Source organism: Nitrospira sp. ND1 (assembly GCF_900170025.1).
In the GTDB taxonomy this organism is placed as follows: Bacteria; Nitrospirota; Nitrospiria; order Nitrospirales; family Nitrospiraceae; genus Nitrospira_A.
On record NZ_FWEX01000005.1, the window covers coordinates 709,877 to 729,904 of the forward strand.

28 protein-coding genes and 1 pseudogene are annotated in these 20,028 nt (G+C 60.3%); 8 read left to right on the forward strand and 21 right to left on the reverse strand.

From position 1 onward, the window contains the following. Positions 1 to 29: 29 nt before the first annotated feature. Together NSND_RS03455 and def are read left to right on the forward strand one after the other, a co-directional pair. Positions 30 to 578: a glycine cleavage system transcriptional repressor gene (locus NSND_RS03455; RefSeq protein ID WP_159450608.1), complete on the forward strand. Its 549-nt coding sequence runs from the start codon at positions 30 to 32 to the stop codon at positions 576 to 578. Positions 579 to 580: 2 nt separating this feature from the next. Next, positions 581 to 1,072 carry a peptide deformylase gene (gene def, locus NSND_RS03460; protein WP_080877629.1) on the forward strand — a complete coding sequence of 164 codons (492 nt, stop codon included), beginning with the start codon at positions 581 to 583 and terminating at the stop codon, positions 1,070 to 1,072. A 17-nt stretch (positions 1,073 to 1,089) separates the two neighbouring features. On the opposite strand, the gene NSND_RS03465 is transcribed toward def, so the two are convergent. The 4 genes from NSND_RS03465 to NSND_RS03480 form a co-directional block, all read right to left on the reverse strand. Then, complete coding sequence (locus NSND_RS03465; RefSeq protein ID WP_080877630.1) at positions 1,090 to 1,557, reverse strand: tetratricopeptide repeat protein; 468 nt, start codon at positions 1,555 to 1,557, stop codon at positions 1,090 to 1,092. 25 nt (positions 1,558 to 1,582) lie between these two features. After that, positions 1,583 to 2,833 (reverse strand): NAD(P)/FAD-dependent oxidoreductase, encoded by a 1,251-nt coding sequence (locus NSND_RS03470; RefSeq protein ID WP_080877851.1) that lies wholly within the window; start codon positions 2,831 to 2,833, stop codon positions 1,583 to 1,585. A 65-nt stretch (positions 2,834 to 2,898) separates the two neighbouring features. Then, the gene (locus NSND_RS03475) at positions 2,899 to 3,291 is read right to left on the reverse strand and encodes a surface-adhesin E family protein (RefSeq protein WP_080877631.1); all 393 of its coding nucleotides are present in this window, start codon (positions 3,289 to 3,291) and stop codon (positions 2,899 to 2,901) included. Between the two features lie 57 nt (positions 3,292 to 3,348). Continuing rightward, on the reverse strand, positions 3,349 to 3,762 hold the full coding sequence (locus tag NSND_RS03480) for a hypothetical protein (RefSeq protein WP_080877632.1): 414 nt from the start codon (positions 3,760 to 3,762) through the stop codon (positions 3,349 to 3,351). A gap of 284 nt (positions 3,763 to 4,046) precedes the next feature. On the opposite strand from NSND_RS03480, the gene NSND_RS03485 reads away from it, so the two are divergent. Together NSND_RS03485 and NSND_RS03490 are read left to right on the forward strand one after the other, a co-directional pair. Continuing rightward, positions 4,047 to 4,847: a pseudouridine synthase gene (locus NSND_RS03485; protein ID WP_159450609.1), complete on the forward strand. Its 801-nt coding sequence runs from the start codon at positions 4,047 to 4,049 to the stop codon at positions 4,845 to 4,847. A 325-nt stretch (positions 4,848 to 5,172) separates the two neighbouring features. Continuing rightward, on the forward strand, positions 5,173 to 5,622 hold the full coding sequence (locus tag NSND_RS03490) for a hypothetical protein (RefSeq protein WP_080877634.1): 450 nt from the start codon (positions 5,173 to 5,175) through the stop codon (positions 5,620 to 5,622). Between the two features lie 123 nt (positions 5,623 to 5,745). Here the strand turns inward: NSND_RS03490 and NSND_RS03495 are convergent, their stop codons facing one another. Further along, positions 5,746 to 6,159, reverse strand: coding sequence for a hypothetical protein (locus NSND_RS03495; RefSeq protein ID WP_235000152.1), 414 nt, complete (start codon positions 6,157 to 6,159; stop codon positions 5,746 to 5,748). Between the two features lie 185 nt (positions 6,160 to 6,344). Between NSND_RS03495 and NSND_RS22030 the strand changes: the two are divergent. Continuing rightward, positions 6,345 to 6,449 (forward strand): annotated as a pseudogene (locus NSND_RS22030) (VIT family protein); the annotation flags it as partial. Between the two features lie 118 nt (positions 6,450 to 6,567). Here NSND_RS22030 and NSND_RS03500 read toward each other — a convergent pair. From NSND_RS03500 to NSND_RS03520, 6 genes are all read right to left on the reverse strand, one after another. Next, on the reverse strand, positions 6,568 to 7,350 hold the full coding sequence (locus NSND_RS03500; protein WP_159450610.1) for an SIMPL domain-containing protein: 783 nt from the start codon (positions 7,348 to 7,350) through the stop codon (positions 6,568 to 6,570). Between the two features lie 104 nt (positions 7,351 to 7,454). Beyond that, positions 7,455 to 7,637, reverse strand: a complete 183-nt coding sequence (locus tag NSND_RS03505; RefSeq protein WP_080877637.1) for a hypothetical protein — start codon at positions 7,635 to 7,637, stop codon at positions 7,455 to 7,457. A 2-nt stretch (positions 7,638 to 7,639) separates the two neighbouring features. Next, positions 7,640 to 7,774, reverse strand: a complete 135-nt coding sequence (locus tag NSND_RS21800; protein WP_255373840.1) for a hypothetical protein — start codon at positions 7,772 to 7,774, stop codon at positions 7,640 to 7,642. Positions 7,775 to 7,898: 124 nt separating this feature from the next. Further along, the gene (locus NSND_RS03510; protein WP_080877638.1) at positions 7,899 to 8,135 is read right to left on the reverse strand and encodes a hypothetical protein; all 237 of its coding nucleotides are present in this window, start codon (positions 8,133 to 8,135) and stop codon (positions 7,899 to 7,901) included. A gap of 121 nt (positions 8,136 to 8,256) precedes the next feature. Continuing rightward, positions 8,257 to 9,180 carry an alpha/beta fold hydrolase gene (locus NSND_RS03515; RefSeq protein ID WP_080877639.1) on the reverse strand — a complete coding sequence of 308 codons (924 nt, stop codon included), beginning with the start codon at positions 9,178 to 9,180 and terminating at the stop codon, positions 8,257 to 8,259. A gap of 271 nt (positions 9,181 to 9,451) precedes the next feature. Next, a complete protein-coding gene (locus NSND_RS03520; protein WP_080877640.1) occupies positions 9,452 to 9,766 on the reverse strand; it encodes a hypothetical protein in 315 nt (104 codons plus the stop codon). Between the two features lie 454 nt (positions 9,767 to 10,220). Here NSND_RS03520 and NSND_RS03525 point away from each other — a divergent pair, with 454 nt between their 5' ends. Both NSND_RS03525 and NSND_RS21145 read left to right on the forward strand, forming a co-directional pair. Continuing rightward, positions 10,221 to 11,189: a GAF domain-containing protein gene (locus NSND_RS03525; RefSeq protein WP_159450611.1), complete on the forward strand. Its 969-nt coding sequence runs from the start codon at positions 10,221 to 10,223 to the stop codon at positions 11,187 to 11,189. Then, entirely contained in the window at positions 11,162 to 11,569 is a 408-nt protein-coding gene (locus tag NSND_RS21145) for a sensor histidine kinase (protein ID WP_159450612.1), read from the forward strand. The genes NSND_RS03525 and NSND_RS21145 overlap by 28 nt, the downstream gene beginning before the upstream one ends. Positions 11,570 to 11,667: 98 nt before the next feature. Here the strand turns inward: NSND_RS21145 and NSND_RS03535 are convergent, their stop codons facing one another. The 5 genes from NSND_RS03535 to NSND_RS03550 all read right to left on the reverse strand — a co-directional run bounded on the left by NSND_RS03535 (position 11,668) and on the right by NSND_RS03550 (position 14,508). Then, positions 11,668 to 12,315, reverse strand: coding sequence for a c-type heme family protein (locus tag NSND_RS03535; protein ID WP_080877643.1), 648 nt, complete (start codon positions 12,313 to 12,315; stop codon positions 11,668 to 11,670). Between the two features lie 123 nt (positions 12,316 to 12,438). Beyond that, positions 12,439 to 12,984, reverse strand: a complete 546-nt coding sequence (locus NSND_RS03540; protein WP_200810480.1) for an MBL fold metallo-hydrolase — start codon at positions 12,982 to 12,984, stop codon at positions 12,439 to 12,441. Positions 12,985 to 13,002: 18 nt separating this feature from the next. Next, positions 13,003 to 13,167, reverse strand: a complete 165-nt coding sequence (locus NSND_RS21475) for a hypothetical protein (protein ID WP_200810481.1) — start codon at positions 13,165 to 13,167, stop codon at positions 13,003 to 13,005. 244 nt (positions 13,168 to 13,411) lie between these two features. After that, on the reverse strand, positions 13,412 to 14,131 hold the full coding sequence (locus NSND_RS03545; RefSeq protein WP_159450613.1) for a DUF3313 domain-containing protein: 720 nt from the start codon (positions 14,129 to 14,131) through the stop codon (positions 13,412 to 13,414). A 32-nt stretch (positions 14,132 to 14,163) separates the two neighbouring features. Beyond that, a complete protein-coding gene (locus tag NSND_RS03550) occupies positions 14,164 to 14,508 on the reverse strand; it encodes a nucleotide pyrophosphohydrolase (protein ID WP_080877645.1) in 345 nt (114 codons plus the stop codon). Between the two features lie 381 nt (positions 14,509 to 14,889). Here NSND_RS03550 and NSND_RS03555 point away from each other — a divergent pair, with 381 nt between their 5' ends. Next, positions 14,890 to 15,438 carry a hypothetical protein gene (locus NSND_RS03555; protein WP_080877646.1) on the forward strand — a complete coding sequence of 183 codons (549 nt, stop codon included), beginning with the start codon at positions 14,890 to 14,892 and terminating at the stop codon, positions 15,436 to 15,438. 40 nt (positions 15,439 to 15,478) lie between these two features. On the opposite strand, the gene NSND_RS03560 is transcribed toward NSND_RS03555, so the two are convergent. The 5 genes from NSND_RS03560 to NSND_RS03580 form a co-directional block, all read right to left on the reverse strand. Next, on the reverse strand, positions 15,479 to 16,315 hold the full coding sequence (locus NSND_RS03560; protein WP_080877647.1) for a transposase: 837 nt from the start codon (positions 16,313 to 16,315) through the stop codon (positions 15,479 to 15,481). A 65-nt stretch (positions 16,316 to 16,380) separates the two neighbouring features. Further along, positions 16,381 to 17,430, reverse strand: coding sequence for a cytochrome d ubiquinol oxidase subunit II (cydB, locus tag NSND_RS03565; protein ID WP_080877648.1), 1,050 nt, complete (start codon positions 17,428 to 17,430; stop codon positions 16,381 to 16,383). 3 nt (positions 17,431 to 17,433) lie between these two features. Further along, positions 17,434 to 18,777: a cytochrome ubiquinol oxidase subunit I gene (locus NSND_RS03570; protein ID WP_080877649.1), complete on the reverse strand. Its 1,344-nt coding sequence runs from the start codon at positions 18,775 to 18,777 to the stop codon at positions 17,434 to 17,436. Between the two features lie 132 nt (positions 18,778 to 18,909). Further along, positions 18,910 to 19,506, reverse strand: coding sequence for a CDP-alcohol phosphatidyltransferase family protein (locus tag NSND_RS03575; protein WP_080877650.1), 597 nt, complete (start codon positions 19,504 to 19,506; stop codon positions 18,910 to 18,912). Between the two features lie 187 nt (positions 19,507 to 19,693). Then, entirely contained in the window at positions 19,694 to 20,011 is a 318-nt protein-coding gene (locus tag NSND_RS03580) for a hypothetical protein (protein WP_143833377.1), read from the reverse strand. Between the last annotated feature and the right edge of the window lie 17 nt (positions 20,012 to 20,028).

A 20,028-nucleotide genomic window follows, 5' to 3' on the forward strand; every position in this document is an offset into this window, starting at 1 on the left:
CACCCACTCTTGCGACCCACGAGATGCCAATGAATCATTTCGCGATTGTCACCGCCTTCGGGCAAGACCGTCCCGGTATCGTCGCCCTGATGGCGGATAGCCTCTACCGACTCGGCTGTAATATCGAAGACACCTGCATGACCCGGCTTCGTGGCGAGTTCACCATGATGCTCATGGTGCGCCTTCCAGAGGGAATCGCCGCCGAGGAGCTTGGCCGACGCCTGACGCCCTATACGACTCCGCTGGACCTTGCCGTCTTGTGCAGAGCGATGCCGGATCAGGCAGCAACCAGGCAGACGGCACTGGAGGTACCGACGTTCATGTTGTCGGTCTACGGGGCCGACCATCCGGGCATCGTGGCACAGGTGGCCCGCACCGTCGCCCAGCATAACGGCAACATCACCGACATGAATACCCGCGTGGTTGGATCGGGAGAGCGTCCCATCTATGTCATGGTCCTGGAGGTTCAATTACAGGAGGCCCAGCAAGCCGACCAGCTCAGACAGGCCCTGGAACAATTGAAGCCACTGCTGGGTGTTGATTTGACCTTCCGTCTGCTCGAAAGTGTCACCTTCTGATCGTGGCTATCCGTCCGATTCTGCAGTACCCCCATCAGGCACTCAAATCCACGAACGCCGCCGTCGCCCCCGCCGATCCGGCCGTGCAAGCGGTGGTTCAAGATATGCTGGATACGCTCGCCGCGTCACCCGGCGTGGCACTGGCGGCGCCCCAGATCGGGCATGCCGTGCAGGTGATCGTCGTGGATGTGTCGCGCAAGAAAGGCGAGAGGGGCCATGGATTGGTCGTGCTGTTGAACCCGGTCATTCTCTCGCTGGAAGGGAAAAAAAGCGTGCGGGAAGGCTGCCTGAGCGTGCCGGACTATACGGGTCATGTGCTGCGCTACGAACAGGCGCTCGTGGAGGGGATGGCGCCGGACGGCCGGGTCGTCACGGTGAGTGCCTCAGGATTCGAGGCGCTCGCCTTTCAGCATGAAGTGGACCATTTGAACGGCATGCTCTTCCTCGACCGTATTCAGTCACTCAGCACCGATCTCTTCAGACGAAAAAAATAACTCCCGACAACCACCAATTATTTTCTCGGCCGCCATCCCTTGAGACGTGCCGCAATGGCCTCATGTTGTTCCGCAGTGAGCATCGCCGCCAACGCATCACGGCGGAGTCTGGCCCGACTGCTGTCCTGACGACTCGCAAGGGAATACCAGAAGAACGCCTCCAGCACATCCGGCGTCACCCCCTGCCCCTGCTCATACAACATGCCCATGTCGCGTTGCGCCAAGGCGTGGCCCTGGTCGGCCGCCAACTGCAGCCACCTCACCGCTTCGGCCTCATCGGTTTCCCCGAGACTGCCCGTGAGCAAGGCCTGTCCCAACATCCATTGCGCGTTCGCATCGCCCTGCCCGGCAAGCGCCTGCAGCTGATGCTGGGAGGACGGATCGGCCAAGGCCGACGGCAGCGGACAGAACAACAGCACCATCGTCGCCGCCAACAGCCATCGCCATCCGAAATGATTCGTGACCCGCGCTCCCCGTCCGTTCAAGACCGCCCCCCGTCTGCGACTCTACTCAATGGTCAGCCAACAACGCCTCGGCGGCTTTTCGCCCGGACAGCAGCGCCCCATCCAACGTCCCGGTCTCGCAATAATCACCGCATTGATACAACCCCGGCCTCACCCGCGGCGATGCGCCTGATGCCTGCGCCGTGAGGATCTCAATCGGCGGCAGCGCTCTCTTGATGTGATCGGTCCGGAGGTGTCGCCAGACATGCACCTCCTCACCAAACCACTCGCGCAACTGCCGGCACACCGCTTGCTGGAGATCACCGCCGGCGAGAGATGGTTGCCCCGACAAGCTGACCGAAATCAGCGACAGTCCCAAGGGCGCATAGCCCTGGGCGACCTCGCTCAAGACACAGGCGGTGCCTACCGGTCCCTGACCGTCTCCGTTCAGAATCAACCAGGGTCCACGGACCGGTGGAGCGGGCGCGTCGAAATACAGACAGATCGCGTCACGTCCGGGCGCGGCCGGCCGGCTATCGCCTCGTAACGTGGCAGCGGTGGCATCATCCGTGGCCAGGACCAGAACATCGGCGGCGAGTCGTTCACCGGACGCCAGAACCGCGGTGGTGCCGTCCAGGTGACTGACCGCTGCGTTCAATCGGATCGACTCCGTTGGAAGAGTCGCGGCCAGCTGGCTCGCAATCGCGCCCATGCCCTGTTGCGGCAGCGCAATGTCGCCGCGAGAGAACGCCGCCCAGACCAATTCAAACAGCCGGCAGGGCGTGGACAACGCCTGATCAAGAAACACGCCACTCAGAAAGGGCAGGAAAAAGCGCTGCTGCATGGCGGGAGAAAACCCATAGACCTGCAGGGCCTCCAGCGTGGTGCGCTCGCCTCCGCCCGCCTGCCCACAGAGCTGCCGGCGCAACGCATCCCGACGGAGCCGGAGCACCTTGAGCTTGTCACCGAACGAACCGATCGGGCTCATCATCGTGGAGAGAAGATCCTGCGGACGGCGAAGCGGGTCGCTGATCCGATGAAAACCTCCGGCATACCGCACCATCGCGCCGGGATGAAACGGCTGGAGTTGCAGCGCGGGATAATCCAACATCCGCCCGGCTTCGGGATAACCGGTCAGAAACACCTGAAACCCTCGATCGAGTTGGAATCCATCCACACGATCGGTCCTCACCCGCCCGCCTACGGCATCGGATGCGTCGAGAAGGCTGCAGCCGAGTCCGGCCTGCGACAGATGTCGCGCACAAGCCAAGCCGGCAAGACCGGCGCCGACGATGATCACACGAGGATTAGCAGACATGATGGGCGGCATTCTAAACGCGGGCGGGACCAGACTCCAGTTTCCTGACGACGATTCTCAGCCTGCTAGACTGTCTTGCAGGCAATTTTCAACTCCGCCTCCCCGTCGCTCCCGGGTGTCACCCGCGACCATTCCCTGGTTCCTTTCCCCGACTGCAAAGGACGACCCTTGCCCATTTGTGTCGCATAGTACTTGGTCTGCAGGGGACGGCTCTTGTGAGCGAGACAATCGATCTGCTTCTTGATGCGCACGGAGCGATAGGTCCCCTGCGGAATCTGCCGATCCACTTTGAAGTCCTTCAGGGTCCAGAGCGTCACGGTCTTGCCGGTCGGACCGACCGTGGCCACATCCACGTAGCCGTCATACTTGTGCGTGCCGCCGACCAGAATCCATTCCGCCGACGCCACGTTGAAAAAAAGCATCGTTGAGAACATCACCAGTACCACATATTTCAGCATGTTTGCCCCATCACAAGCGTTCAGATACACGTTTCAGAAGCCTCGGGCTATCTTCTGCTAATAACCTCGGCCGCTGCCTCCATCACGCCTCATACGATCAAAGGGCAGAGCGTCATACCGTTTCTTCACGTCGGGGTGCTGGGAGAGATAGCCTTTGACGGCGACTTCATCGGCCAATACGTCTTTGATCCGCTCACGATAGCTCTCAACCGTCAGATCATATTTAGCCAGGAGCGGCTCGAGCTTGGCATTGATCTCGACCGTCATTTCCTCCATCCGCTCGGGCGACGGACGCTGCCCCTCTCCATATCGCTCCCACCCCTGAAAGTAGCTGGTCATCAGCTCACCGACCTCGACCCGCGCGTTCACAAACTTCTCCACCTCTGCCGGCTCGGCAGCCCAACCGGTTCCCCCGCACAGGACCACCGCCGACAGGATGCCGCTCATCAGACGCGCCGGATGGATCACCATGGTGCCCTCTCGAAGAATGGTCCCTCGTTCGCTGCAAAGCCGCAGCCATCATACCATCACAGGTATGCGACATACATCCAACTGATCCCGGCCCCACGCTCCACAGCCGCTGTCATCGATCGACTTCTCTTTCCGCACTCGGCAGTGTACAGTCACACCATCCGACCGCATCCAGACGTGGCGCTCCGCTTGACCCGATGAGCATGACCGGCAAACCGCACTTCACACAACGAGATCCGGCGTCGTCCGACAGGGTGCCTCCTCCCCGAAAGCCGGCGCGGAGCATGCCACGCGCGAAGGCAAGCAGCGCGAAACGTGTGACGCTGGATCGCCTGCTCTCCAAACTCGGCATTGCCAGCCGGAGCCAGGCACAGGAATGGATCAGGGCCGGACGAGTCCGCATCAATCAACGCCTGGTACGCATGCCGGACACCTGGATCGACTGGCCCGGCGATGCCGTCACCATCGACGATCGACCGGTCCAGCAGCGCCCTCCGCAATTCATTCTCTTCCATAAACCCAAAGGTGTAGTCACGACCCATCAGGACGAGAAGGGCCGAAAGACCATCTTCGATGTACTTCCTCCTGAGTTGAAAAGCCTGCACGCAGTCGGTCGCTTGGATCAGGCGACGAGTGGTCTCCTCCTGCTCACCAACGACTCGACGCTCTCCAGTTTCCTGACCGATCCGAAACAGCAGGTGCCGCGCCTCTATCTAGTCACGGTGCGTGGTGAGGTCTCGGACGAGACAGGCCGGGCAGCGCTTGACGGGGTGGACGATCAGGGCGAGCGGTTGCACTGCGCCTCCGTCACCATTCAGAAACGCTCAGGCCGGGAATCCCATCTGGCCGTCACGTTGACCGAAGGCAAGAATCGTGAGATCCGGCGGCTCTTCAAGGCGCTGGGACATGAGGTGACCAGATTGAGGCGGATTCAATACGGCCCCTTCACCCTCGGCGATCTCCAACCGGGCGCCTGGCGCGAACTCCCGATCGACGCAGCCAGGGCGCAACTCCAGTTGCCGCCGGCTCATAGGGCACGGGTACCACAGGCGAAACCAGACCTGCTCGACAAGCGCGCACCCTGAGCGCCCGCTCCCCCCCCACACGTCAGCTGAAATCTTTCCAGGCCAGGGCCGACAACTCACTGAAAAGTGGGCGTCGTCGCTGACTCCCTACGTTTTTTCCATCAAGCCTGTCGTTCTCTTTGCCGGAGCGGGTGAAAGAACTTGCCAACCTGCTTGCCTGTGCTATGGTGAATACAGCACAGGAAATTTCGGAGCGTGACCTTCCGCATTGTCGTAAGAGTCGCCCCCAGCTGTAGTCCACCACCAGCAAGACTCGCAGCCACCCTATGACAGGGAACGGCACACCTGCGATCGCAGGCGGTCTCAATAGAGGAGCACGAGAGCAATGACTCACATGACAAAGCGCTTGGCAACCATGGCCACCATGCTGGCGTTTGTCGCAAGCGTCGCCGGACCGGCGATGACCGCTGCGGCCACCCCGGAAAAAACCTCGATCGAGATCAAGGTTCGGGTCAGTGAAAAGGGATTCCTGGATGAGAAGGGCCGACCCTACGGAGCGAAGCGCGCCCTGCAGGTGCCGAAAGATACGATGGTGAAGATCACCTTCGTGTTCGGTGAAGACATGACCAGCCTGGCCGTGGGAGACACGCACCAGATCACGATCCGGGCCGAAGACGGCTGGAAGCAGGAGACCGGCTCAGTCTGGGTGATGAACCGGGAATCGAGCGTGAGTTTTCTGGCCGGGGAAAAGAACCGAACTCACTATCGCGCCTACTGCATCCTCGACTGCATCGGCATGGAGCATCTCACCAATCTGCTGATCCAGGTCGTCTAACCAGGCTGGTCAACTAGCCTGTCCGGCAAAGCCGCGGTGAAATGAAAACGCTCGGCGTACTGATGCAATACGCCGAGCGGTCGAATTTGTGAGCACGCAGAGTGGCGAGGATTCACCCACCTGCTAGTAGCCCCGTCCGGTGCTGCCTCCGCCACCCCCACTCATCCGATTCAACGGAAGCGCCTCATACCGGGTCTTTAGATCCGGATGCTGGGCGAGATATCCTTTCACCGCCGCATCATCGGCGAACACGTCTTTGCTGCGCGCGCGGTAATCCTCCAGCGTCAGGCCATGCTTGGACAGGAGCGTGGTCAGTTTCGCGTTGATGTCGTCGCCCATCTCCTTCATTTTCTCCGGCGACGGCCGCTGCCCGGACCCGTAGGACTCCCCGCCCTTGAAATAATTCGTCATCATTTCGCCGATCTCGATGCGGGCGTTCACAAACTTCTCCACATCGGCCGGCTCAGCCGCCAGGCCATTCCCTGCGAACAACACGACGCCCAATGAGATCCCGATGATGTGACGCGATACAGGCATGGTCATAATGTCCTCCCAGAGTATGAATCTAATAATATAGGCTGCCTTTCGGCATCATACCATCTCGACCGGACGACCTGCACTTGTCAGGCGATCCACCTGGCAGGCCACGAAGAGTGGCAGGATGTGCGAAGAGCCGACCCCTGAACATAGAAACCAGCGCCCTGTAGCCATGTGGAGCGGCGATGCCGCTACTCGCCGTGACCGTGGTCCTCGAGTCAGGTATCATCCCATGGGTCTCCGAACTCTCGCTGGTTTTCCTCACGCTTCTCGGTGGATTGGCAGCATACGTAGGCGGAGCCAATATACTGTGGGGTGCCATCCGCGTCACCTTCTGGGGTGCACTGGCATGGCGGCGACGGCAGGCGTCGGGGCGCTGTTCGGAACGACGCTCTGAGCTAAGCCATGTTACGGGGTCGAGACGCTGTCGTTCTGTGCAATCTCGTAGACCAGAGTCACGTTGGCCTCAACCTTCAACTCTCCGCCAAGGATGGGAGGCTCGCCGCCGCCGGCATCCATCGCCATCATCGAGCGTGACGTATGGGGCATCGGACGCACCACCTGTCCTGCTTCATTCACGCTGATCAACCGCACCAGTTTTAATTTCAACGACTCGCTCAGCGTCACGGCTTTCTCGCGTGCGTTCGCCACGGCCTGCTTCATCGCGCCACGTGTCGTTTGTTGTTCATCCTTCAGCGCCCACTGCAAACCCTGGAAGTGATTCGCCCCAGCCGCCAAGGCCTGCTCGATCACGGCGGCGACCTTCTCCGGATTGAAGACCTCCACCGTCAGCTGATTACTCACCAGATAGCCGATGATCTCCGGTGCCATCGGAAGCGCATCGGCGTTGTGTTTGGGCGGCGGTTTATATTGTGGCGACACGCTGAATGCCGACGTCTGAATGCGCGCCTTATCGATGTGCAGCTCGGTCAGTCGATCGATCATTTTCTGCATGACGTTGCTGTTCTGCCGCTGGGCCTCCGCAAGTAATCTGCCGACCGTCTGCATCCCGAACGTCACATAGGCCATGTCCGGCGCAATTGCGAAATTCCCCGTACCGGTGACCGTCATCATCGGGACGACCGGCTTCGAGTCGTCGTGGGCTCGCGCAAATCCCGGGAGGCCCAGCAGGATCAGAGCCAGTGCGAGTAGGATCGTGAAGTGTTTTTTCCTCTGCCCCTTATGATTCATCTCATCCTCGCTATGTTTCTGCTCAGACGATCCTCGGTTCCACACCAGATCAACCACACGACCCAGCAAAACGAATGTTGTGGCCGATGATGGGTGAGGCGGCATTAAGTGGCGGATTTCACGTCCGACAACTTGCGCACGAACGCCGTCATTTCATCCAACTTGTGCGTCCCGACGGCCAGGTCATTCTCCAACCGCTCAATCATGTCCAAGCAGGTCTTCACCGTTTCGACGAGTTGGGCCTGCGTCATCGCCGGCAACTTCTGTTCGATGTCATGTCTGTTCATGCTTATTCCCCCATGCCGTTTTCATGGAGCAATGTGACGTATCCAAGGGGCGTTTTCAACTGCGTCGCGCGCGGTCCCTGAACCTCACTGTCACCTGAATGGACTACGCCACAACCCTCGACGACAAGCTTGCGCATTCAGCGATGCTCCCTATCGGTGAATCTTGATAGGGGCACAGGAAAGGTATGGACTAGAAGGCAGGGGTAACGGACGCGCGATTACTCGGGCGATGACGGCATGAGTCGAGCGAGATCGCTTGGCTTACATTCGACTGCTGTCGTGCAACGCGAACCATGCATAGGGCATGAGGTAGTAACACAGGAGAAATAATGTGAGGCCCAACACCCCACCGACCATCCCTCTGACGACGACCCCGGCGAGAGGGAGCAGGAACACCATCAGGTGCATCACGTGCGCGATGGGCTTGTGCTGGTCATAAAACGCTTGGCGGGTGTCACTCGTAAGCGCCTCGATGAAGGAATGAGTGTAAGCAATCATCACCGCACCTCCTCGTCCATCGAACAGGAAGAACGGATATGCCGGCAGCGGTAGCCTGAGGCATCGATCACCGAGAGAGCGGCTACCTAGCGCATCACGCTACGCTCAATGAGGCATGGCGTCAAGAGCCATGCGGGGCGGGTTGGCGTGTGAGCTGCTTCAAGAAGTCGCCCAGCACGGTGCGAAACTGGTCGGGGTCTTCCGCCATCATAAAATGGCCGGTGTCGAATTCCACCAGCTGCGCCCCGTGGATCTGCGCCTGAATTCCCTTGGCGATAGTCGGCGTGGCGACACCATCCTTGGCGCCGACCATAACCAGAGTCGGCACAGTGATGCGGCTGAGCTGACCATGCACGTTGAACTGCGACATGGAAGTCAGCGCCTCCCTGATCACCGTGGCATTCCAGGTGGGGATCCGTTCAAGCAAGGGCCTGTAGGTTTGAGCCGGCGCATCGGGAGGAAAACTTTCCACGATCATATCCTTCGACACTTCCCGATAGTCACGCGGCGCGCCGATGGTCGGAATGTCGTCGTCGAGAATCATCGCCCCGTCGGTCGTGGACACCAGCACCAGCGCCCGTACCCGCTCAGGATGATCCAGCGCGAGACGCTGCAGAATCATCCCGCCCATGGACACACCCACCCACACAGCACGGTCGATCTTGAGCGTATCGGCCAGGGTGATGAGATCCTTCGAAAACTGCTCGATCGTGAACCCGCTCGGCGGTTTCTCCGAATCGCCGTATCCACGCAGGTCCACTGCAATACCTCGGAAATCCGGCGAAAAGGCACTCACATATTGGGGAAAGATATTGCTGGTCGTCACCACGCCGTGGACAAAGATAACCGGATCGCCATTGCCTGCCTCTAGCACGCTGAGGGTCAAGCCGTTGAGATCGATCATATGGCGTTGGAACAGATGGCCCGGGGGCATGGACTCGGCTAAGGCCTGCTGGGTGCGGTTGTTGCGAGCGGGCTGCGTGGATTCCGCACAGCCGGACGCGCCGAGAACACTCAACGTGAGCAGGATCGTCATCAACCGCATGCAACTCCCCTTTCTACAGAGATCACTGAATCTACATGCAGCCTAAGCTGTCAGGCGAGCAGATGCAATGCTGAGCTGCCACCCGGCATTCTCGCTCCCGCACAATTTCTTGGACTCCTCGAATTGATGACTCCCGGCACTGAGTGGTTGCCCTGCGCACAGGAACACAGGCATGCCATCCGGCCCATCGTCGGGCCCCTCAGATCGACGGCCGATAGCGCCGCGCTGGTGGGTCAGGCAGACAACATGCCGACCGCGCGATCATCCGAACTTACTTGATTCGCGAGACGACCGCCCGGACCGGCGCCCATTCGATCTGCGGTTGCAGAGTGAACAGGACGTGCGCAAGCCCCCGGTACGCCGCCTCCAATTCACGACAGCGCTCGACGAATCGACCGGAGGCCATCCGCGGAAAGTAATCGCGGTGACGCTCGTAGAAGAGCGCTCGCCGTCTCCAGCGATCGGCATTGACCCTGAACAACCGGGCGGCAAACCCGGAGGGACCGGTGAGTGCCAACCAGTGCCGGTCCCGTCTGAGAGGACGTGCAGTCATTGAGGTGGATGCGGATGTGGTCACTGCTTTCATCGGTTCTCCTCCTTCTTCCGTTCGCCTGTGTCATAGATTCGAACGTCCTGACAGAGGCGCTGTGATGACACCAGTCTCGGTTTACCCTGCCCCTACTGTAGTCTCGCCACATGAGGAAATGATTAGTGCAGCATGAGAAAGACTTCATACAAGCACAGCAGGCCGGGGCTTCCGGTCGCGGTAGCTCCACAATTGCTGGACTCGAAATCCTATGGATCTGTCCGTGCGGGCGGCCCAGTCTCTACGGACGTGGCTGTGACAGATCCCGCGCCTGCCCTCAGACAGGGCGCAGGTCCAATGCCTGCCGCGACTGTGGGAAGGCAGGCAGGCGATGGCGGATTCAGCTACAATCTCCCCGTGAAAGTCTTTCCGGACGCGATCATAATCCTGATAGCGCGTGCTCCAATCCGGTGGGTTCACACACTGGATGCAAGGATCTGCACAGGGAGGGAACATGGCTGAAGACCAGAGAGCTGACCTAGAGGCCTGCTTGGCTCAAGCGCGGCGGTCAGAACGTCGGCTTCGTGTCCAATACGCAGTCACCCGTGTGCTGGCCGAGTCCTCAACCCTGAAAGACGCAGGCCATGAAATCCTTCGGGCCATCGGTGAAAGTCTGGACTGGGAATTGGGCATGTTTTGGGCCGTAGACAAGCAGGCTGAGTTGCTGCGTTTCGTTGACTTGTGGCATGCGCCGCAGGTTGAGGCCTCCGAGTTCATACAGGACAGCCGGGAACGGACCTTTCAACGGGGTGTGGGGCTTATCGGTCGAACCTGGGAAAGCGGAACGCCTATTTGGATTCCTGATGTGACCGGCGACCCCCATTTCCGCCGGGCCTCGATCGCGGCTCACGTCGGACTGCATGGAGGATTTGCCTTTCCAGTCCGTAAGGGCGAACGCATTGACGGAGTCATTGAATTTTTCAGCCACCAGATCCGCAAGCCGGATCAGGATATTCTCGACATGGTGGCCGACATCGGCATCAAAGTGGGCCAGTTTGTGGACCGCGAGCAGACAGCGGAAGCGCTGCGCCAAGCGGAGGCCCTGGCCGACGTGGCGAGACTGCTGGGAGACATCGGCCATGATATCAAGAATATGCTGATGCCGATCATGAGCGGGGCGGCGCTGCTGGAGGAAGAACTCGACGAGTGTTATCACCGCCTACCGGAGAGTGTCACCGGCAAACTGAAGCACAGTCGGGATCTGACCAAGGAACTCCTGGATATGATCCGGAATGGGTCCCGCCGCATTCAGGACCGGGTCAGGGAGATGGCGGAATCGGTCAAAGGCCTCACCCGGGGCTGCCGGAATTTGCGCCCTGCCGACTCGCGGAGGTGGTCGCCGGCGTGTACGCAGCGCTCAGGATCCTGGCCGATCAACGTAAGGTCGCGCTGCGCGTGGATGGACTCGATACCCTCCCCGTGATTCAGGCTGACGAGAGCCGGCTGTTCAATGCGATCTATAATCTCGTCAACAACGCGATTCCGGAAGTGTCACCCGGCGGATCCGTCACGCTGCGTGGCCGTACGGATCAGGCGGGAAGGAGCATCCTGGTGTCGGCCATCGATACCGGTAGGGGCATGCCAGCCGAAGTCCTCAAGAGCCTCTTCACGTACAGCGCCATCAGCCGAAAGGTCGGCGGGACAGGGCTGGGCACAAAGATTGTGAAAGATGTCGTCGATGCCCATGGAGGCAGCATCACCGTTGAGAGCGAGCCAGGCGTCGGCACCTCGTTTCACATCACGCTTCCCCTGGAGGGACCACCGCCCCACTCGCAGAAGGCTTCGACGAACAGTCCGCGATGACCAGGCCATGGGATCGATGTCCGCAGATCATCGCTAACAGAGACTGACTCCGGCAACCAGGCCCGCTCTCTTCCAGATGCGTGGGCCCGATCAGCCGGTCATCGAACCCAGGGCGGCGTAATCGTCGGCGGAGGCGGAGGCCCCTCGAGCAGTCCTGGTGCCCTCTTAGGAGGTTCCGGAGGGAGGGCCTGACCTTCCCCTTCGACCCTGCGCTTGAGCCTGACCACCAGGGCGCCCATCACATCCCATTGCTGAAAGTTTTTGCGCACCGCACGGGGATGTTGGTTGTGACAATCGACACAGGACCGCACCAGCGCCAAATCGGCCGACACCGCCTTGAATTCATCGCCGTCGACGAAGCCGATGACCCCGCGTTGTCGATCCTTCTCCAACTGAAGTAACGCTGTCATCTCCGCGTCCGTGCGGGGGCGGTTCGCCGGATTCAGCGGCGTCAAACTGATGAGGCCGATCTCCAAACCCTCCACCTGTTCAGCGGCTTCCTTGACGAACTGGGCAGGAAGCGGGAGAAAATGGGCATCTGTTTTCCAATCCTCCCGCGGCGACAGTCCCGCGTCTCGCGCATGTTCGACGACGTGGAGCACGTAAGCGGTACGAAAGGCTCTGACAATATTGAGGATGTACCCGGCCGTCTGATCAAAGGAGGGTTCGGCCCTGATCACGCCCCACCCGGGTATGGTCAGGCAACCGGCCAGGCTGAACGCAATGACGACGTGACGTATGCGCATAACACCTCGCAACGGATCGTTTCGGGAGCGGCAGACATGCAGCAGGAACGCGAGGAGCCTAGCCGATTGAAACTCCACCGGTCAACAAGCAGGCCCCCCCGGCCGCTTTCCCGCCTCAACGTGTCAGGCAGCGCCCAACACCTCTCGAAAGACCGTGGCCAAATCACGCAGCGCTTTTCCCCCGTCGCCGACATAGAGCGAGCCGTGCATCGTCGCCACGGTCTTCGGCTGCAGCGCCGCCAGCCGCTGCAATGTTGGATCTGTCAGCGTGCAATAGGGCATGTAGTTCGCCAGTGGACCCTGCTGATATTCCACGAGCACGTCCCGACTGCGGCCCACCACGTCCGACTGGGTGACCGGTTCCACATTGCCGTTTTGATGCAGAAGATCGGAGCAGAGCAGCGTCCGCTGTGTTTCTTCGAACATCAGACCGGACTCCCAGCAATGCGGCACGTGCGGCGTGGCCAGAAATCGAAAGCGGTACTTCCCCGTCTCCAGCACCTCGCCATCTGTCATCCCCTTCGCCGGCCGGAGCGCGAGACAATCATCCACACTCACGAGCTTGCTCACCAGACTACAGACCGCATCGGACTGGGGCGCCAACTGCTGCCACTCCGGCAACGACTCGCACTCATCGGCCTCGAAATGGCTGAACCCGATCCAGCGCAAGGTGCGGACGTCGATGAGCTACGCCACCGTCTCCTTCACCGCCGGAAACAGCGCGCGCGGGCCGGTGTGATACAGGAGCGGCTCGGCATCACGGACCAGAAACTGACTGAATTGCAGGTTGAACGGTTCGAGGAAGGTGGTGATGCGGAACAGGTCCGGAGCAACTTCGGTAATCTGCGCCATAGTGCCTCCACACAAGATGAGGCGGCATGGTACCTGGTCGGCTAAAACGCTTCAACTGAGCGAGGTGTTTGAAGGCAGCCGACCGGACGGATGCGTCAAGAAGACTCTCGCCTCGCTTGTGTCACCTCCATGCCCTCTCAACCATGCGTTACCTGGCCGCGTTCCTCGGTCTCCCACTGAACTCCCGCTGGTCGCTCAAGGCCCAAAGGATCTATATCGGTGCGCAGAGATCGAAAAGATCGACCTACGAGCCGGGCGAAACACAGTTGGTTTGCTTGCGCAACTGACACAAGCGAAACCGGGTCAACTGCGACCAGTACTTCAAGGCGCCGTGCACGTCGTTCCAGGAATCGAAGACCTCCGCGTCGAGAAAGCGCCCGCCGACCCGCCGATCCACGGCGGCCGCGAGGATCTCCCCAGACTCCGCATCCATGAGTTTGCCCTCGATGGAGGCCGTGCCTTTGAACAACGGTTTTCCGGTGGTGAGCGTCTTGATGGTCGAGGCGACGAAGGCGATGTTAAACGGCGCCGGCACACTCGAGACGATATCCAAGGCTGGATAGGATTGTTCGGCATCGGTGTGCGCGGCCTGCATCCGAAACATCTTGGGGCCCGGTTCGCTCACCATCTCGTAGTCCTTGGCGAGTTCCTGATACAGGAGCGCGTAGAAGGAACCAGCAATCACCTGGGCCTCCTTCGGATCCAGCCCATCGACCTTGGAGTCTTTCCCCCGCCAGATCATGATCGGATCTAAGAGAATCTTGTTGTACGCAGCCTTCGCCGGCCAATCGACTGCCGGATTGCGATACACCAGGAGCGCTTCGTCGCCCTTGCCCTCGCGCATCTGCGCATAGAGATCCTGCAGAAATCCGGACGGCTCCACCGACCGGGCATGCCTGGTCGCTCCGCAGCCGGCGAACGCGACCGAGACCGCCACGAATAGCAAGACAGATCGCAACATCATGATACCTCCCTGGAACAGATCAAGAGGCTCGATCATTCGTCATACTTCCTGGCGTTGCCATAGGACTTCTCGACTGGATACTTGGCTTCGTTCTTCTTCAGTTTCGACAACACCGCGGCATTCACATCCAGGCCCAGATCATGACACAGGTAGGAAAGCAGGATCACGACATCGGCGATTTCATCCTCAACGCGTTCCCGTGACGGGCTTTCCAGGAGACGGGCCACCTCGTCGTGCGACTTCCATTGGAAGATCTCCAGCAATTCGCTCGCCTCAACCGTAATGGCGGCCGCAAGTTCCTTGGGCTGGTGAAACTGCTCCCAATCGCGCTTCCGTCGAAACTCCAGCACCGCCGCCAGCACCTTGTCGTTCAGCATCGAGGTCCTCTCTCTTTGGGGTCAGGTCTTGCAATCATACAATCTTATCTGGCCTCACAGCCGCAGCCGGCGCGTTTCTCGTCGAACTACGCTGGAATCCTGCAATCGAATTGTCGTACTCTGCCTGCCCTTGTCCTGTCTGGTTGCAGATTCCTGGGACCGGCGAAACCCAGACAGAGCAACTGAATTACCGGCGAGTGTACGGCCTGGCGATGGGTGATTTCCAGACCTGACTCCCTCCAGGCGTGATGCCTGATAGAGCGGCCGGGAACATGATTGAAAAATAGGAGCGAGTGACGTAGAGGATGAGGTAGGAACAGACAGGCTGCGGCAACACTTCACACGCAGGTGGTCTCGGCGCTGTTTGCAGGAGGTCCGATCATGAACGTACGACTCGTGGTCCTGTTGTTTCCACTCTTGTCGATCGGTGCGTCAGTTCACGCACAGAGCACTTGTTCGGATTGTTTCAACGCCGCACAAGCGGAGGCGAGAAAATGCCTCGATAATGCCATTAGTGCAGGCGATAGGAACGATTGCCTGGAGACTCGGCAAACCCGAACCAAGGCTTGCAGCGACAATCAATGTCGGGAGGACAGAGAGGAAGTGGCGACCACGGAGACGCAACCGACGCGCAGTCGGCCGGGCGTCACGCCATACACACCAACGGAAGGCGAGTGGCTGGCATTACTCATGCGAGCCGGCCTGAGACGCGAGGCTACTCCCGACCATCCCTATTCGCTCGACATTGTACTCGCCGATCCGCAAACGCTCCAGATTGTCGTGCGACATGCTTCCACGCTGGACCGCAACACGCTGAACAAAGCCATCGAGACCGCCCGGGAAGCGATCAGAAGCACGGCTAGAAATTATGGATGGGAAAAGTGGGTCAAGATCCGGGAGACGGTCGAAGCATATCCCGCCAAGAAATAAACCTCCCCCTTTTTCCCTTTTTTGGGGTCAGGTCTTGCAATCACATACTTTCCTGCTCGGCCCGCTTCAAGCGGCGGCTCACCGTGGCGGCATGTACACCCAGATGGTCCGCAATTTCGGCCAATCGATACCCGTACTGCCGATAGGCCTGATGGATGGTCTTCTCCAGGTCGCCCTTCCGCTGAAACAGCGTTTCCAATGAGGGGCGCTGGGCTTGCGTCTGTCGGCGCGGAATGTCACGGATCACCCGATTCGGTTGGTGCTGCGCCACGAATTTTTCCGACCCCAGGTAGATCTGGCCGGTGAGTTGCTCCCAAGGGACTGGCCCACCCCGCCCCTCCGCCACAAAGGTGCGATACCGCTCCTGCGCCGGTCCCTCGCGTTGGCCGAATTGACTCAGAATCCAGTTCGTCGTCAGCCAGCCAGGCGCCTTCGTCTCCCCCACCGTCGCCCGGTAACTGCTCCAGGCCCATAACCGGGGATGAGACACGATCTTCGCACGGACCGGATTCAGCACGACGTACCGGCACAATTCAAGCAGATGCGCGTCTTTTTCCACCAGAATCGCCGTGAAGCGCCCTTGAAACACATGCCCGACCTGCTCGTGACGGAGGTTGTAGGCCTGCGTATAGCGGCCATTCAATTGCCGCATGCCGAGCGAGAGATTCGGCTTCGGCGTCTCGATCAACAGATGATAGTGATTGTCCATCAGACAGTAGGCATGGCAGATCCACCCGTAGCGATCGATGACGTGGGCCAGCAGGCTCAGCCATTGGGAGCGGTCGCGATCGTCAGCTACGATGTCTTGCCGGGCGTTGCCCCGACTCGTGACATGGTAGACGGCGCCGGGGAATGACAAACGAAGGGGACGTGCCATGAGCGGGAGTGTAGCGTGAGAAATTGTTTAATTGCAAGACCTGACCCCGTAGAAGGGAGGGAAGGCTAGTGGTGCGCCGCCGGAGAAGATCCAGGCTTGGCCGGGCGGGCGAAGAGGCGATGAATCTGCACTTGATACAGGATCACCAAGGCCAGGCCCGGGGGCACCCACCAGAGACCGGCTTCGAGGCCGGTCCGGTCGGTTGCGGCGTTGAGGCTCGTGAGACTGTTGGCCTGTCCGGTCGTCGCAATCAACAGATTGGGAAAAATCCCCCAAGCCGCCGCAACCAATAGGCTCGCGACCGACACACTCGACGCCACGAAGCCAACGAACGGCCGTTGACGGACAGCGCTCACGTGCCGGACCAGCAGCGCGACCACCGCCGTCAGGGGCCAGACAAAGCCGATGGGAGCGGCCGCATAATGCACGCCGAACGCTGGCTGCACGGAGGGCAGCGCCACGACCAGGGCCACGAGCAACAACACCAACAAGACGGTTGCGGACTTCGCCAGCGCCTCCGCCCTTGCCTGCAACTCCCCGCGCGTCTTCATGACCAGGAAACTCGCGCCCTGCAACGTCAACAGGGCGACCAGGGTCAGCCCCGTCAGCAGAGTGAACCAATCCAGAATGCCGGGCATCGAACCGGGGCTGAAGTCGGTCCAGAGCGGAAGGAAGAAATAGCCGCTCGCATTCAAAGGAACGCCCCGCAGCAGATTCCCCACCACCAGCCCCACCACGAAGGCCAGCAGCAGATTGGCCAGAAAGAAGATCGTATCCCAGAACGTGCGCCACAACGCGTGATCGACATGCTCTCGCAGTTCGAACGCCAACCCCCTCCCCATCAGGAGCCACAGCATGATCATCAAGGCGAGGTAGAACCCGCTGAACCCCGACGCAAAGGCCTTCGGAAAGGCCAGGAACAAGAGAGCGCTGCCGGCGATCACCCACACTTCGTTGCCGGTCCACACCGGTCCGATCGTCTCCCGCACCAGGCGGCGTTCGCTCTCCTGCCGGGCCACGAATGGCGACAGGATCCCGACGCCGAAGTCATAGCCGTCGAGCACCACATAGGTGGTCAACACGAACAGCACCAGGGCATACCAGATCGTTTCCAAGCGCTAGCTCCCCGCCTGCCCCACAGCCGGCTCCGTCGGCCCGTGACGCAGGATCTCCAGAAACAACAAGACGAACAGCAGCCCCAACCCGAGATAGATCCCCAGGAAGCCCAGCAAGGTGAAGAGAGCATTGCCGGAATGGACCAACGGCGAGATGCCCTCCTCCGTGCGAAAGAGCCCGTACACCAGCCAGGGTTGGCGGCCGAGCTCCGCCGTCATCCAGCCGGCTGTCGTCGCAAGATAGGGAAAAGGAGCGCTCAACAGCAGGAGCCAGAGCAACCAACGGGCAGTGAAGAGCCGGCCACGCCACAACCACGCCAGGGCCAATCCCATCACCGCGAGCAGGAGCGTGCCGAGCCCGACCATGATGTGGTACGCGTAATACAGCAGCGCAATGTGGTCCGGCCACTCGCGCGGGGGAAAGGCATCCAGCCCCTTCACCTTCGCGTAAAGATCGTCATAGGCGAGCAGGCTCAGCGCCGACGGCACGACGAGCGGATTATCGATCGTCATGGTTTCCATGTTGGGCTGGCCGATCAGCACGAGGTCGGCGCCGCGCTCGGTGCGAAAGAGGCCCTCGAAGGCAGCGCCCTTGACCGGCTGGAACTCGAACACCTGCCGCGCGCTCTCATGTCCCGTCGGTGTGATGAGCAGCACCGAGGCGAACGCGCCCGCCACAACGCCCGTGCGCAGACAGGTCCTGGCCAGCGCAGGATGTTTCCCCGCCAGTTGATAGAGGCCACCCACCGCAGCCACCACGAACGCGCCGGTGACGACCGCCGCCGTCATGTTATGGGCGAACTGCCAGATCAGCCAGGGATTCGTGAGCAGCCCGACCAGACTCTCGACCGTCAGACGGCCGTCGGCCGCCACGTGATAGGCCACAGGATGTTGCATCCAGGCGTTCGTCGCCAGAATAAAATAGCCGGATAACCAGGAACCGAGCCATAGCAAAACCGTCGCCAGCCACAACGTGCGCCGGCTCACGCGCGATTCGCCGAATAAGAGCACCCCGAGGAACGACGACTCCAAAAAAAAGGCGAACACCCCTTCCATCGCCAGCGTCTGCCCGACGATGCCGCCTGCGTATTCGGAGAACTTGGCCCAGTTGGTGCCGAACTGAAATTCGAGCGGAATGCCCGTGACGACCCCGAACGCGAAACTCAGCGCAAAGATGCCGGTCCAGAATCGCGCGACCTGGTGATAATGGTCCCCCTCACTGAGCAGGTCACGCGTGCGCAGATACACCAGCAGCAGGGCGAGTCCCATCGTGAGCTGAGGAAAGAGGTAGTGAAACGTGGCCGTGACGGCGAATTGCAGCCGGTCATATTGCAGCGCGGTATCCATCACTACCTCACCCCCTTGAATTGGCCCGCGACATTGTGACTGATCAGACCTGCTGGGGAAGCTAGTGACTTCCCCAGGGCCGATGAAGTATTTGATTGCAACACCTGACCCTAAATAGAAATAGTGCGACGTCTACAGTTTGGGGATGTGGAGGGTTTTGCTGATCATCAGGGTGCCGGAGAGGACGAACATCAGGGACAGGGGATGCAGGTCGCCGGGCCCGACGGTCCAGACACCCCAATAGAGATGTTCGCCGAGTCGCTCCTGCCAGGCGGCCAGGGCTAGGACGCCGGTCAACAGCGCGGTGGTGGGAATGGGGGTGCCTTCGAAATAAGCCACCTTCTCCCGACCCGCGGAGAGGCTCTCGGCAGTCACGTTGTACCGGGCCAGGCGACTCACCCCGCAGCAGACGAAGTACGTCAGCGCGATCCAGTCCCACCCTCCTCTTAGACCGGCGGCGAATCCGAGTGCTGCCGGTGCGACTCCGAATGAGATGATGTCGGCCAGCGAATCCAACTCCCGCCCGAGCACTGACTGCTGATGCCGCCATCGAGCAACCCGGCCGTCCAACCAATCAAAGAGCAGGGCCGCCGGCGCCAGGGTCGTGGCGGCGAAGAAATGGGTCGGAGACCCGCTGCCCATGTAGTGCATGGCGAAGAACACGGCCGCGAGCCCGCAGGCGGCGTTGCCCAGCGTGAGCACGTCGGCCAGATGAAACTCGCGGAGCATCGAAAAATGTTTCGGAGCTGCAGCGGCCACGACAGGAAAATCTACGCGGGATTGCGCCGAATGTCCAGAATCTGAACTCTGAAGCGAGTGGGGTGCAGTCAAGCAGAACTTCTTGTCGTCTTCATTGCCCGACCAAGCCGGGCGGCAGGCCCGCAAGCCTACCGCCCCGGACTACTTCGAAATGGGATTAGGGCTCAACCCGTTGCAACGTGGTCACGTGGCCTTTATCGGTGACATAGGCCTTGACCATATCGCCTTCGACCACCTTGTCGAGCTTCGTGCTCTTGTCCACATGCACTTTGACGAGTTCCCCGTCTGTATTTCTGATCTGATAAAACTCGCCGTCCATCTTCATGAGGGTGCCCTTGACGGCATCCTTGGTGATCCGCTCACCGATGCTCGGCGTGGCTTCCTTCTCTTTCATGGGATCGGCCGCAAACGCGAGTCCTCCCCCTCCGCTAACCAGGGCTGCGACGAGCAGCATTTCAACACTTCGTTTCATCATATACCCTCCCATGTTGT

Coding starts and splice junctions, on each gene's coding strand:
- NSND_RS03455 (WP_159450608.1), top strand. CDS start 30: ATGAATCATTTCGCGATTGTCACCGCCTTCGGGCAAGACCGTCCCGGT.
- NSND_RS03470 (WP_080877851.1), bottom strand. CDS start 2,833: ATGTCTGCTAATCCTCGTGTGATCATCGTCGGCGCCGGTCTTGCCGGC.
- NSND_RS03475 (WP_080877631.1), bottom strand. CDS start 3,291: ATGCTGAAATATGTGGTACTGGTGATGTTCTCAACGATGCTTTTTTTC.
- NSND_RS03480 (WP_080877632.1), bottom strand. CDS start 3,762: ATGGTGATCCATCCGGCGCGTCTGATGAGCGGCATCCTGTCGGCGGTG.
- NSND_RS03485 (WP_159450609.1), top strand. CDS start 4,047: ATGCCACGCGCGAAGGCAAGCAGCGCGAAACGTGTGACGCTGGATCGC.
- NSND_RS03490 (WP_080877634.1), top strand. CDS start 5,173: ATGACTCACATGACAAAGCGCTTGGCAACCATGGCCACCATGCTGGCG.
- NSND_RS03495 (WP_235000152.1), bottom strand. CDS start 6,159: ATGCCTGTATCGCGTCACATCATCGGGATCTCATTGGGCGTCGTGTTG.
- NSND_RS03500 (WP_159450610.1), bottom strand. CDS start 7,350: ATGAATCATAAGGGGCAGAGGAAAAAACACTTCACGATCCTACTCGCA.
- NSND_RS03505 (WP_080877637.1), bottom strand. CDS start 7,637: ATGAACAGACATGACATCGAACAGAAGTTGCCGGCGATGACGCAGGCC.
- NSND_RS21800 (WP_255373840.1), bottom strand. CDS start 7,774: ATGCGCAAGCTTGTCGTCGAGGGTTGTGGCGTAGTCCATTCAGGTGAC.
- NSND_RS03510 (WP_080877638.1), bottom strand. CDS start 8,135: ATGATTGCTTACACTCATTCCTTCATCGAGGCGCTTACGAGTGACACC.
- NSND_RS03515 (WP_080877639.1), bottom strand. CDS start 9,180: ATGCGGTTGATGACGATCCTGCTCACGTTGAGTGTTCTCGGCGCGTCC.
- NSND_RS03520 (WP_080877640.1), bottom strand. CDS start 9,766: ATGAAAGCAGTGACCACATCCGCATCCACCTCAATGACTGCACGTCCT.
- NSND_RS03525 (WP_159450611.1), top strand. CDS start 10,221: ATGGCTGAAGACCAGAGAGCTGACCTAGAGGCCTGCTTGGCTCAAGCG.
- NSND_RS03535 (WP_080877643.1), bottom strand. CDS start 12,315: ATGCGCATACGTCACGTCGTCATTGCGTTCAGCCTGGCCGGTTGCCTG.
- NSND_RS21475 (WP_200810481.1), bottom strand. CDS start 13,167: ATGGCGCAGATTACCGAAGTTGCTCCGGACCTGTTCCGCATCACCACC.
- NSND_RS03545 (WP_159450613.1), bottom strand. CDS start 14,131: ATGATGTTGCGATCTGTCTTGCTATTCGTGGCGGTCTCGGTCGCGTTC.
- NSND_RS03550 (WP_080877645.1), bottom strand. CDS start 14,508: ATGCTGAACGACAAGGTGCTGGCGGCGGTGCTGGAGTTTCGACGGAAG.
- NSND_RS03555 (WP_080877646.1), top strand. CDS start 14,890: ATGAACGTACGACTCGTGGTCCTGTTGTTTCCACTCTTGTCGATCGGT.
- NSND_RS03560 (WP_080877647.1), bottom strand. CDS start 16,315: ATGGCACGTCCCCTTCGTTTGTCATTCCCCGGCGCCGTCTACCATGTC.
- NSND_RS03570 (WP_080877649.1), bottom strand. CDS start 18,777: ATGGATACCGCGCTGCAATATGACCGGCTGCAATTCGCCGTCACGGCC.
- NSND_RS03575 (WP_080877650.1), bottom strand. CDS start 19,506: ATGCTCCGCGAGTTTCATCTGGCCGACGTGCTCACGCTGGGCAACGCC.
- NSND_RS03580 (WP_143833377.1), bottom strand. CDS start 20,011: ATGATGAAACGAAGTGTTGAAATGCTGCTCGTCGCAGCCCTGGTTAGC.